General features: G+C 72.8%; 10 protein-coding genes. 8 read left to right on the forward strand and 2 right to left on the reverse strand.

Annotated elements, in window-relative coordinates; all coding sequences use genetic code 11:
* Window positions 1–113 precede the first annotated feature (113 nt).
* The 3 genes from ABZT03_RS01225 to ABZT03_RS01235 all read left to right on the forward strand — a co-directional run bounded on the left by ABZT03_RS01225 (window position 114) and on the right by ABZT03_RS01235 (window position 3,033).
* A complete protein-coding gene (locus tag ABZT03_RS01225; RefSeq protein ID WP_356031756.1) occupies window positions 114–1,046 on the forward strand; it encodes a DUF5819 family protein in 933 nt (310 codons plus the stop codon).
* A complete protein-coding gene (locus ABZT03_RS01230) occupies window positions 1,043–2,182 on the forward strand; it encodes an HTTM domain-containing protein (protein WP_356031758.1) in 1,140 nt (379 codons plus the stop codon). Before ABZT03_RS01225 ends, ABZT03_RS01230 begins: the two co-directional genes overlap by 4 nt.
* Window positions 2,183–2,256: 74 nt before the next feature.
* Window positions 2,257–3,033: a TrmH family RNA methyltransferase gene (locus ABZT03_RS01235; RefSeq protein ID WP_356031761.1), complete on the forward strand. Its 777-nt coding sequence runs from the start codon at window positions 2,257–2,259 to the stop codon at window positions 3,031–3,033.
* Between the two features lie 76 nt (window positions 3,034–3,109).
* Here the strand turns inward: ABZT03_RS01235 and paaN are convergent, their stop codons facing one another.
* Window positions 3,110–4,801, reverse strand: coding sequence for a phenylacetic acid degradation protein PaaN (paaN, locus tag ABZT03_RS01240; protein ID WP_356031764.1), 1,692 nt, complete (start codon window positions 4,799–4,801; stop codon window positions 3,110–3,112).
* A 148-nt stretch (window positions 4,802–4,949) separates the two neighbouring features.
* Here paaN and ABZT03_RS01245 point away from each other — a divergent pair, with 148 nt between their 5' ends.
* Both ABZT03_RS01245 and ABZT03_RS01250 read left to right on the forward strand, forming a co-directional pair.
* On the forward strand, window positions 4,950–6,467 hold the full coding sequence (locus ABZT03_RS01245) for a 3-hydroxyacyl-CoA dehydrogenase (protein WP_356031767.1): 1,518 nt from the start codon (window positions 4,950–4,952) through the stop codon (window positions 6,465–6,467).
* On the forward strand, window positions 6,464–7,054 hold the full coding sequence (locus ABZT03_RS01250; RefSeq protein ID WP_356031769.1) for a TetR/AcrR family transcriptional regulator: 591 nt from the start codon (window positions 6,464–6,466) through the stop codon (window positions 7,052–7,054). Before ABZT03_RS01245 ends, ABZT03_RS01250 begins: the two co-directional genes overlap by 4 nt.
* Window positions 7,055–7,109: 55 nt before the next feature.
* On the opposite strand, the gene ABZT03_RS01255 is transcribed toward ABZT03_RS01250, so the two are convergent.
* Window positions 7,110–7,604 (reverse strand): Lrp/AsnC family transcriptional regulator, encoded by a 495-nt coding sequence (locus ABZT03_RS01255; protein WP_356031965.1) that lies wholly within the window; start codon window positions 7,602–7,604, stop codon window positions 7,110–7,112.
* A 189-nt stretch (window positions 7,605–7,793) separates the two neighbouring features.
* Between ABZT03_RS01255 and pdhA the strand changes: the two genes are divergently transcribed.
* Genes pdhA through ABZT03_RS01270 form a run of 3 tightly spaced genes read left to right on the forward strand, consistent with a single transcriptional unit; the run spans window position 7,794 to window position 11,436 of the window.
* Window positions 7,794–8,930, forward strand: a complete 1,137-nt coding sequence (gene pdhA, locus ABZT03_RS01260; RefSeq protein WP_356031772.1) for a pyruvate dehydrogenase (acetyl-transferring) E1 component subunit alpha — start codon at window positions 7,794–7,796, stop codon at window positions 8,928–8,930.
* Window positions 8,927–9,931 (forward strand): alpha-ketoacid dehydrogenase subunit beta, encoded by a 1,005-nt coding sequence (locus tag ABZT03_RS01265; RefSeq protein WP_356031774.1) that lies wholly within the window; start codon window positions 8,927–8,929, stop codon window positions 9,929–9,931. Before pdhA ends, ABZT03_RS01265 begins: the two co-directional genes overlap by 4 nt.
* Window positions 9,931–11,436 (forward strand): dihydrolipoamide acetyltransferase family protein, encoded by a 1,506-nt coding sequence (locus tag ABZT03_RS01270; RefSeq protein ID WP_356031777.1) that lies wholly within the window; start codon window positions 9,931–9,933, stop codon window positions 11,434–11,436. Before ABZT03_RS01265 ends, ABZT03_RS01270 begins: the two co-directional genes overlap by 1 nt.
* Window positions 11,437–11,503 lie beyond the last annotated feature (67 nt).

Below are 11,503 nucleotides of genomic sequence, written 5' to 3' on the forward strand. Positions count from 1 at the left end.
TACGGGCCGAATCGTCGGCACCGGCTGATCCGTCTGCTCGGACCGAACCGCCGGCAGCGGTCGAACCGCCGGCACCGGCTGAAGCGGCCGAGCCGATCGGATCGGACAGACCGATGAGGTCGGCGGAACCCGGGGAACCGGCCGATCCCGCCCAACCGGCGGAACCGAAAGCGCCGGCCGATCCCGCCGATCCCGCCGATCCCGCCAATCCCGCCAATCCCGCCGAACCGATAGAACTGGCCCATCCCGCCGAACCGGAAGGCCCTACGCCCCCGGACCCGCATGACGGATCCCCCCATGACGGATCCCCGCCTGACGGGCCCTCGTACGACGGGCCCTCGTACGACGGGCCCCCGTACGCCACGTCCCTGCACCACGCCCCCCTCTACGACGAGCCGCGCACCAGCGTCGCCGCGTTGTCCCTCCGCTACAGGATCGCCGTGGCGCTGACCCTCGCGGTCGTCGCGATCGCGGTCTGTGTCCACGTCGGCATGGTCTTCCTGCACGTCGCCCCGTCGAACACGCTGACGAAGCAGCACGGCAAGGTCGTCTACGACTGGATCAATCCCGAGTTCGAGCAGAACTGGATGCTGTTCGCCCCCAACCCGCTCCAGCAGGACATCGCGGTCCAGGTCCGCGCCCAGGTCAGCACGGCGGACGGTGGGACGCGGACGACCCGCTGGTACGACCTGTCCGCCCAGGACGGCCGGGCCATCGACGGCAACCTGCTCCCGAGCCATACACAGCAGAACGAACTGCGCCGGGCCTGGGACTTCTTCGTCTCCACGCACGACGGCCAGAACCGGGCCACGAACGTGCGCGGCTCCCTGGCGGAGACGTATCTGCGCCGCATCCTGGTGCTGCGCCTGGGCCGCTCGGACGCGGCCGGGTCCGACGGGGTCGTCGAGCGGGTGCAGGCCCGTTCCCGCACCACCTACGTGCGCCCGCCGAAGTGGAGCAAGGAGCAGGTCCCGGACACCCCGGTGTACCGCGAGCTGTCCTGGTGGTCGGTGCCGGACGGCGAAGCCGCGGGAGGCGTCCGGTGAACCGGTTCGCCCTGTCGGTCTCGCGCGGCATCGCCCGCGTCACCGGGTCCGCCCTCGGCCCGTACCAGACGGCCGTGGTGCGGATCGGCTTCAGCGCGACCTGGCTGCTGTTCCTGCTGCGCGAGTACCCCCACCGCCAGGAGCTGTACGGCCCCGACGGCCCATGGAGCTGGGGCCTCGCCCAGCAGCTGATCGCGAACAACGGCGCCTTCACGGCACTGATCTGGTCCGACTCCCGGGTGTGGTTCGAGCTGGTCTACGCGCTCGCCGTGCTGTCGGGCGTCCTGCTGCTGCTGGGCTGGCACACGCGCGCGCTGTCCGTCCTCTTCATGGCCGGCGTGCTGTCGCTGCAGAACCGCAGCGTCTTCATGGGGGACGGCGGCGACAACGTCCTGCACCTGATGTGCATCTACCTCGTGTTCACTCGCTGCGCCCAGGTGTGGTCGCTGGACGCGCGGCGGGCCCGGCGGACGCGCGGGGCACGCGCGCGCGGGGAATGGGTCGTGGACCGAACGGGTCCGGCCTTGTGGGGGGTGCTCGGCGCGGTGCTGGTCACGGTGACCTCCGCCGGGTGGCTCTTCGACGGCGACCTGTTCGTGCCGCTGCTGCTGTGGGCCGTGTGGCTCGCGTCGGCCGTGTGGTGGGTGGTCGGGCACCGCGCGAGGACCGCCGAGCCGAGAATCCTGCTCGACGTCGTCGCCAACGTCGTGCACAACGGTGCCCTGCTCGTGATCATGGCCGAGGCCTGTCTGATCTACGCCACGGCGGGCTGGTACAAGATCCAGGGGTCGCGCTGGCAGGACGGCACGGCCGTCTACTACCCCCTGCACCTCGACTCCTTCTCCCCCTGGCCCGCCCTCGCCGACCTGCTGTCGTCCAGCGGCACGATGGTGATGCTGGTGACCTACGGGACCGTCATCGTGCAGGTCGCCTTCCCGTTCACGCTGTTCAACCGGCGGGTGAAGAACGTCCTGCTGGCCGCCATGATCATGGAGCACGCCGTGATCGCCGTGGTGCTCGGGCTGCCGTTCTTCTCGCTGGCGATGATCGCCGCCGACGCGGTGTTCCTGCCGACGTCCTTCCTGCGCCGGCTGGGCGACCGGGCGACGCGCGGGCGCGTGCGGACGGCGGCGTGACGACGCCGTACGGCGCTGCCCGGGCCGCGCAGCGCCCCCGAGAGCGCCGAGGAGTCGCACGTAGGCTTCACGGCATGACCGAACCGGCCCCCGACCCCGCCCCCGCTTCCGTGAGTCTCTGGCACCGGCTCGCCGGCTCCTGCGTGCTGCTCGACGGCTTCCACGCCCTCAAGCACGCGCTGCGCTTCGGGGCCGAGATCCCGGTGGCGGTCACCGGCGACCGGGCGGCCGCGCTGGCCCTCGCCGAGGAACTCGCCCCGGACGTACGGGAGACGCTGGCCGGGCTGCTGACCGAGGTGCCCGAGGCGACGTACACGTCCCTGGTGCCGCGACCGCACCCGACGGCGGTGGCCGCCCTGGCCGTGCGCCCCGCGCGCGCGGCCAACCTGGAGCGGCTCGCGCGCGTGCCGCGCCGGGCGCCGGTCGTGGTTCTCGACCAGCCGCGCAACCTGGGCAACGCGGGGGCCGTGATCCGGCTGGCGGCCGGCTTCGGGGCCACCGGCGTCGTCACCACCGGAACCCTCGACCCCTGGCATCCCACGGTGGTGCGCGGCGGGGCCGGGCTGCACTACGCGACCGCCGTGGAGCGGCTCACCGTCGAGGAACTGCCGGCCGGGCCGGTGTTCGCCCTCGATCCGGAGGGCGAGGACATCCGCGGGCTGAAGCTGCCGGACGACGCGGTGCTCGCCTTCGGCTCGGAGCGCAGCGGGCTGTCCGACGCCCTGCGCGCGCGGGCCGACCATCTGGTCGCGCTGCCGATGCGCCCCCAGGTCTCCAGCTACAACCTCGCGACCAGTGTGGCCATGACGCCGTACCACTGGAGTGCCACCGGGGGCGCACACCAGGCCTGAGCCGGGGACGGACCCCGGGTCTTCCGTCCGGATCGGGCCGGCCCCCGCGAGCCCGGCCCGATCCGAACGCAAGGCCCTACGCCTCCCGGCGCACCTCGACCACGCGGAAGCGGTTGGACACGAACGCGCCGTCGCACAGGGCCGCGTTGGCCGCCGGGTTGCCGCCCGAGCCGTGGAAGTCGGAGAACGCGGCCGTCTGGTTGACGTACACCCCGCCGGTGAGGTTCAGCGAGAGCTGGGCGGCCTCCTCCAGGCAGACCTCCCGCACCTCGGCCTCGACCTCCTCATCGGTGGTGTACGCGCCGACCGTCATCGCGCCCTTGTCGCGGACTGTCCGCCGCAGCAGTCCGACCGCGTCCGCCGCCGAGTCGACCGCGACGGCGAAGGAGACCGGCCCGAAGCACTCGCTCATGTAGGCGGCCTCGTCGTCCGGCTTGGCGCCGTCGAGCTTGACGATCACGGGTGAGCGCACGACCGCGCCCGGGAACTCCGGGTTCGCGATCTCCCGTGAGGCGAGGGCGACTTCGCCGAGGCCGGCCGCGGCCTCCAGACGGGCCTTCACGTCCGGGTTGACGATGGCGCCGAGCAGGGCGTTCGCGCGCGCGTCGTCGCCCAGGAGGCCGTCGACCGCGCGGGCGAGGTCGGCCACCACCTCGTCGAACGACTTGGGGCCCTCGTCGGTGCGGATGCCGTCCCGGGGGATGAGCAGGTTCTGCGGCGTCGTGCACATCTGGCCGCTGTACAGCGACAGCGAGAAGGCCAGGTTGGACAGCATGCCCTTGTAGTCGCCGGCGGAGTGCACGAGGACCGAGTTGACGCCGGCCTTCTCCGTGTAGACCTGCGCCTGGCGGGCGTTGGCCTCCAGCCAGTCGCCGAACGTGGTCGAACCGGTGTAGTCGATGATCTTGATCTCGGGGCGGGTGGCCAGCGTTCTGGCGATGCCCTCGCCGGGCCGTTCGGTGGCCAGCGCCACCAGGTTGGGGTCGAAACCGGCCTCGGCGAGCACCTCGCGCGCGACCTGCACGGTCAGTGCGAGAGGCAGCACCGCGCGCGGGTGCGGCTTCACCAGGACGGCGTTGCCGGTGGCCAGGGACGCGAACAGGCCCGGGTAGCCGTTCCACGTCGGGAAGGTGTTGCAGCCGATGAGCAGCGCGATGCCGCGCGGGACCGGCGTGAACTGCTTGGTGAGGGCGAGCGGGTCGCGCTTGCCCTGGGGCTTGGTCCACTCCGCGGTGTCGGGGGTGCGGACCTGCTCCACGTACGCGTAGGCCACCGCCTCCAGACCGCGGTCCTGCGCGTGCGGGCCGCCCGCCTGGAAGGCCATCATGAAGGCCTGGCCGCTGGTGTGCATGACCGCGTGCGCGAACTCGTGCGTCCGGTCGCTGATCCGCTTGAGGATCTCCAGACACACCACCGCGCGCGTCTCGGCGCCCGCGTCGCGCCAGGCGCGCTGCCCGGCCCTCATCGCGGGCAGCAGCACGTCGATGTCGGCGTGCGGGTAGCTCACGCCCAGTTCGAGGCCGTACGGGGAGACCTCGCCGCCCGTCCAGTCGTCCGTGCCGGGCTGGTCCAGGTCGAGGCGGGTGCCGAGGAGGGCGTCGAAGGCGGCCTTGCCCGCCGCCATGTCCAGGCTGCCGTTCTCGCCGTAGGCCTTGGGGTGCTCGGGGTGCGGGGACCAGTACGCGCGCGTGCGGATCGCCTCCAGCGCCTGGTCGAGGGTGGGCCGGTGCTGGGCGATCAGCTGGTGCGCGGTGAGTTCGGCGGCCATCAGGGACCAACTCCTCGTTTCAAGAACTCTTCCTTGAGCTCATGACCTGGGCGGAAACAGCCGGACAGGGTTAGAGTAACCGAACGATCGGTCGGGACAAGGGGGACCGCCGCATCTGTGGAAATCCCCGTGCGGGAGGATCGCGCACATGACAGGACTCGACCTCAGCAGCCCCGTGGCCGTCGTCGGCACCGGCACCATGGGTCAGGGCATCGCCCAGGTCGCGCTGGTCGCGGGCCATCGCGTACGGCTGTACGACACCGTTCCCGGGCGTGCCCGGGACGCGGCCGCGGCGATCGGCGCCCGTCTCGACCGGCTCGTCGAGAAGGACCGGCTCGCCGGCTCCGCCCGGGACTCCGCGCGTGCCCGGCTGCTGCCAGCCGCCCACCTCGGCGACCTCGCGGACTGCGCGCTGGTCGTCGAAGCCGTCCTGGAGCGGCTGGACGTCAAGCAGGAACTGTTCAGGGAACTGGAAGGCGTCGTCGGCGAGGACTGCCTGCTCGCCACCAACACCTCCTCCCTGTCCGTGACCGCGATCGGCGGCGCCCTGCGCAACCCCGGCCGCTTGGTGGGCCTGCACTTCTTCAACCCCGCGCCGCTGCTGCCGCTCGTCGAGGTGGTCTCCGGGTTCGCCACCGACGTCACCTCGGCCACGCGCGCGTACGAGATGGCGCGCGCCTGGGGCAAGACCCCGGTCGCCTGCGCGGACACGCCCGGTTTCATCGTCAACCGCATCGCGCGGCCCTTCTACGCCGAGGCGTTCGCGGTGTACGAGGCCCAGGGCGCCGACCCGGCCACCATCGACGCGGTGCTGCGCGAGTCGGGCGGCTTCCGGATGGGCGCCTTCGAGCTGACCGACCTCATCGGCCAGGACGTCAACGAGTCCGTCACGCACTCCGTGTGGCGGTCCTTCTTCCAGGACGTCCGCTTCACGCCCTCGCTGGCCCAGCAACGGCTCGTCGAGGCGGGCCGGCTCGGCCGCAAGACCGGACAGGGCTGGTACGACCACGGCGCCGGCGCCGAGCGCTCCGAGCCGCACACCGCGGAGGACTCCCGGCCGCCCGCCTACGTGGTCGCCGAGGGCGACCTGGGCCCCGCCTCCGAACTCGTCGCGCTGATCGGCGAGGCGGGTATCCCGGTGCGCGCGGAGGACGAGGACCACGGCACCCGGCTGGTCCTGCCCAGCGGCGGGCAGCTGGCGCTCGCCGACGGTCAGACCTCCGTGGAGTTCCGCGACGTCGTCTACTTCGACCTGGCGCTCGACTACCGCAAGGCCACCCGGATCGCCCTGTCCGCCTCCCAGGACACCGCCCCGCAGACCCTCGCCGAGGCCATCGGCCTGTTCCAGGCCCTCGGCAAGAAGGTCAGCGTCATCGGGGACGTCCCCGGCATGATCGTCGCCCGCACGGTCGCCCGGATCATCGACCTCGCGCACGACGCCGTCGCCAAGGGCGTGGCGACCGAGGAGGACGTCGACACCGCGATGCGCCAGGGCGTGAACTATCCGCTCGGCCCCTTCGAGTGGAGCCGCAGGCTCGGCAAGGAGTGGGCCTACGACCTCCTGGACGACCTGCACCTGCGCGAGCCCTCGGGCCGCTACGCGCCGTCCCTCGCGCTCTACCGTCACCGGTACGCCAGCGACAAGCGGGAAGGCAGCAGCTCATGACCACCGCCAAGCGCGACACGTACACCCCGGAGACGCTCCTGTCCGTCGCCGTGCAGGTCTTCATCGAGCGCGGCTACGACGGCACCTCCATGGAGCACCTCTCCAAGGCGGCCGGCATCTCCAAGTCCTCGATCTACCACCACGTGGCGGGCAAGGAGGAGCTGCTGCGCCGCGCCGTGAGCCGGGCTCTGGACGGGCTCTTCGGGATCCTCGACGAGGAGCCCGCGCGCGCGGGGCGTGCCGTGGAGCGCCTGGAGTACGTCGTGCGGCGCATGGTCGAGGTGCTGATGGCGGAACTGCCGTACGTGACGCTGCTGCTGCGGGTGCGCGGCAACACGGACACCGAACGGTGGGCGCTGGAGCGGCGCCGCGACTTCGACCACCGGGTCGCCGCGCTGCTGCGGGCGGCCGCCGCCGACGGGGAGGTGCGCGGGGACGTGGAGGTGCGGCTCGCCACCCGGCTCGTCTTCGGGATGATCAACTCGATCGTCGAGTGGTATCGGCCCGACGGAGGCGGCACGGCCGAGCGCGAGGTGGCCGACGCGGTGGCGCGGCTGGTGTTCTCCGGGCTGCGCCGGCAGCCCTGACCTCGGCGGCCCTGACCCCTGTGGCCCTGGCCCTGGTGCCGCGACCTCGGCGTCCTCAGCCCTGCGGTTCCAGGTCCTCCTCCTCGAAGACCAGCAGGGTGCGCGTGCTCAGCACCTCGGGCATCGCCTGGAGCCGGGTGAGGACCAGTTCGCGCAAGGCCCGGTTGTCGGGCGTGTGCACCAGGAGCAGTACGTCGAAGTCGCCGCCGACCAGCGCGATGTGGGAGGCGCCGGGAAGCTGTCTGAGCGCCTCGCGCACGGTGCGCCAGGAGTTCTGGACGATCTTCAGGGTGATGTACGCCGACGTCCCGTGCCCTGCCCGTTCGTGGTCGACGCGGGCTCCGAAGCCGCGGATCACGCCGTCCTCGACGAGCCGGTTGATCCGCGCGTAGGCGTTGGCACGCGAGACGTGCACCCGTTCGGCGACCGACCGTATCGAGGCGCGGCCGTCCGCCTGGAGCATCTGCAGGATGTCCTGGTCTATGGCGTCCAGCGGCCGCGGGGGCGGCGGGGCCGGCGGCGTGGTGCCGTTCTCGGCACCTTCGGCCATTTGTTCAGGTGCCATGTCCCCCCGCCTCCCTACCATGGACGTACTGCGTCCATCTGAGGTTGTGCAGAACCGTTTGTCCACAGCCTGGAGGTGCCTGTAGCCAAAATGTGCCGACGACCGAACAATCGGTAGGTGGGACGCGTCACATCCGTGACGCGTCCGAAGCCGCTCCCACGAGGAGGTGCCGTCATGACGGTCATGGAGCAGCGCGGCGCGTACCGCCCGGCGCCGCCGCCCGCCTGGCAGCCCCGCACCGACCCCGCGCCGCTGTTGCCCGACGCGGAGCCGTACCGCGTCCTCGGCACCGACGCGGCCGCCGAGGCCGACCCGGCCCTGCTGCGCCGGCTGCACACCGAACTGGTGCGCGGCCGCCGCTACAACGCCCAGGCCACCGCCCTCACCAAGCAGGGACGGCTCGCCGTCTACCCCTCCAGCACCGGCCAGGAGGCCTGCGAGGTCGCCGCCGCGCTGGTCCTGGAGGACCGCGACTGGCTGTTCCCCAGCTACCGCGACACGCTCGCCGCCGTCGCCCGTGGCCTCGACCCGGTCCAGGCGCTCACCCTGCTGCGCGGCGACTGGCACACCGGCTACGACCCGCGCGAGCACCGCATCGCCCCGCTCTGCACCCCCCTCGCCACCCAGCTCCCGCACGCCGTCGGTCTCGCGCACGCCGCGCGCCTCAAGGGCGACGACGTGGTGGCGCTGGCCATGGTCGGCGACGGCGGCACCAGTGAGGGCGACTTCCACGAGGCACTGAACTTCGCCGCCGTCTGGCAGGCCCCGGTCGTCTTCCTGGTCCAGAACAACGGCTTCGCGATCTCCGTCCCGCTCGCCAAGCAGACCGCGGCCCCGTCGCTGGCCCACAAGGCCGTCGGCTACGGCATGCCCGGCCGCCTGGTCGACGGCAACGACGCGGCCGCCGTGCACGAGGTCCTCTCCGACGCCGTCCGGCACGCGCGCGCGGGCGGCGGGCCCACGCTCGTCGAGGCGATCACCTACCGCGTCGACGCCCACACCAACGCCGACGACGCGACGCGCTACCGCGGCGACACCGAGGTGGCCGCCTGGCGCGCGCACGACCCCATCGCGCTGCTGGAGCACGAACTGACCGAGCGCGGCCTCATCGACGAGGACGGCATCCGGGCCGCCCGCGACGCCGCCGAGACCATGGCGGCCGACCTGCGCGCCCGCATGAACCAGGACCCGGCGCTCGACCCCATGGACCTCTTCGCCCACGTGTACGCGCGGCCCACGCCCCAGCTGCGTGAGCAGGAGGCCCAGTTGCGGGCGGAGCTCGAGGCGGAACAGGAGGAGACGCGCCGATGACGACCGTCGCCCTCAAGCCGGCCACCATGGCGCAGGCCCTCACGCGCGCGATGCGCGACGCGATGGCCGCCGACCCGACCGTCCACGTCATGGGCGAGGACGTCGGCGCGCTCGGTGGTGTCTTCCGGGTCACCGACGGACTCGTGAAGGAGTTCGGCGAGGACCGCTGCACCGACACCCCGCTCGCCGAGGCGGGCATTCTCGGCACGGCCGTCGGCATGGCGATGTACGGGCTCCGGCCGGTCGTCGAGATGCAGTTCGACGCGTTCGCCTACCCGGCGTTCGAGCAGCTGATCTCGCACGTGTCCCGGATGCGCAACCGCACCCGCGGGGCGATGCCCCTGCCGCTGACGATCCGCGTGCCCTACGGCGGCGGCATCGGCGGGGTCGAGCACCACAGTGACTCGTCCGAGGCGTACTACATGGCGACCCCGGGACTGCACGTCGTCACGCCCGCGACCGTCGCCGACGCCTACGGGCTGCTGCGCGCCGCCATCGCCTCCGACGACCCGGTCGTCTTCCTGGAGCCCAAGCGCCTGTACTGGTCGAAGGACTCCTGGAACCCCGAGGAGCCGCAGGCCGTCGAGCCGATAGGCCGCGCCGTGGTGCGGCGCCCCGGCCGCAGCGCCACGCTCATCACCTACGGCCCGTCGGTCCCGGTCTGCCTCGAAGCCGCCGAGGCCGCGCGCGAGGAGGGCTGGGACCTGGAGGTCGTCGACCTGCGCTCCCTCGTGCCGTTCGACGACGAGACGGTCTGCGCGTCGGTCCGGCGGACCGGCCGCGCGGTCGTCGTGCACGAGTCGGGCGGCTTCGGCGGCCCCGGCGGGGAGATCGCGGCCCGCGTCACCGAGCGCTGCTTCCACCACCTGGAGGCGCCGGTGCTGCGGGTGGCCGGGTTCGACATCCCTTATCCGCCGCCGATGCTGGAGCGTCACCACCTGCCCGGTGTGGACCGCGTCCTGGACGCCGTGGGGCGCCTGCAGTGGGAGGCCGAGAGCTGATGGCGCACGCTTCCGACATGCACAGCCTGGAGTTCAGGCTCCCCGACCTCGGGGAGGGCCTCACCGAGGCCGAGATCGTCCGCTGGCTGGTCGAGGTCGGCGACCTCGTCACCGTCGACCAGCCGGTCGTCGAGGTCGAGACCGCGAAGGCGATGGTCGAGGTCCCCTGCCCCTACGGCGGTGTCGTCACCGCCCGCTTCGGCGAGGAGGGCACGGAACTGCCCGTCGGGGCGCCGCTGATCACCGTGGCGGTCGGCGCACCGCCCGCCGGCGGCTCGACCGGGGGCTCGGGCAACGTGCTGGTGGGATACGGCACCTCCGAGGCACCCGCGCGCAGGCGCCGCGTCCGGCCGACGCCGACGGTCTCCGGCGCGGCCGCCGCGCCCGCACCCGCCCCTGCCGCGCTCGCCCCTGCCACACCCGCGCCCTCACGCGCGCCGAAGGCGAACGGGAGCCCCGTCCCGTCGGGGGCGAAGGGTCCCGGCGTCGAGGTCCCCGCGGCCGTTCACGCCCCCGGCGTTCCCGGGGCCGGTCACACCAGGACGGTGGACGGGCCGGTGCCCGTGATCTCGCCGCTGGTGCGCAGGCTCGCGCGGGAGAACGGACTGGACCTCAGGGAGCTGACCGGTTCCGGACCCGACGGACTGATCCTGCGGGCCGACGTGGAGCACGCGCTGCGTGCGGCCGCCGGCCAGGTCACGGTGACGGAGCCCTTGACCGCCCCCGCGCCCTCCGCGCCCTCCGCGTCTGGGCAACTCGCACCGGCCTTCGCCCCCGGCTCCGCCCCCGCGTCCGGCAACGGCTCCGCCTCCGGAACCGGCACCCGTGTCCCGCTCAAGGGTGTCCGCGGGGCCGTGGCCGACAAGCTCTCCCGCAGTCGCCGGGAGATCCCGGACGCGACCTGCTGGGTCGACGCCGACGCCACCGAACTCATGCGGGCGCGTACGGCGATGAACGCGGCCGGCGGACCGAAGGTCTCCCTCCTCTCCCTGCTGGCGCGGATCTGCACCGCCGCACTGGCCCGGTTCCCCGAACTCAACTCGACGGTGGACATGGAGGCCCGGGAGATCGTCCGACTCGACGCCGTGCACCTGGGGTTCGCCGCGCAGACCGAGCGCGGGCTCGTCGTCCCCGTCGTCCGGGACGCGCACGCACGGCACGCCGAGTCGCTCGGCGCGGAGTTCGCCCGGCTGACCGAGGCGGCCAGGGCGGGGAAGCTGACCCCGGCGGAACTCACCGGCGGCACCTTCACGTTGAACAACTACGGCGTGTTCGGGGTCGACGGCTCCACGCCGATCATCAACCACCCCGAGGCGGCCATGCTCGGCGTCGGCCGGATAATCCCCAAGCCCTGGGTGCACGAGGGCGAGCTGGCGGTCCGGCAGGTCGTCCAGCTCTCGCTCACCTTCGACCACCGGGTGTGCGACGGCGGTACGGCGGGCGGTTTCCTGCGGTTCGTGGCGGACTGCGTGGAACAGCCGGCGGTCCTGCTGCGCACCCTGTGATCACGGCGGCTCCCGCTCGTTCCCTGTGATCAGGGCGGGACGCATACTCGGGGGGTGACCGCGCACG

This window comes from Streptomyces sp. NPDC005574 (assembly GCF_040605435.1).
GTDB lineage: Bacteria > Actinomycetota > Actinomycetes > Streptomycetales > Streptomycetaceae > Streptomyces.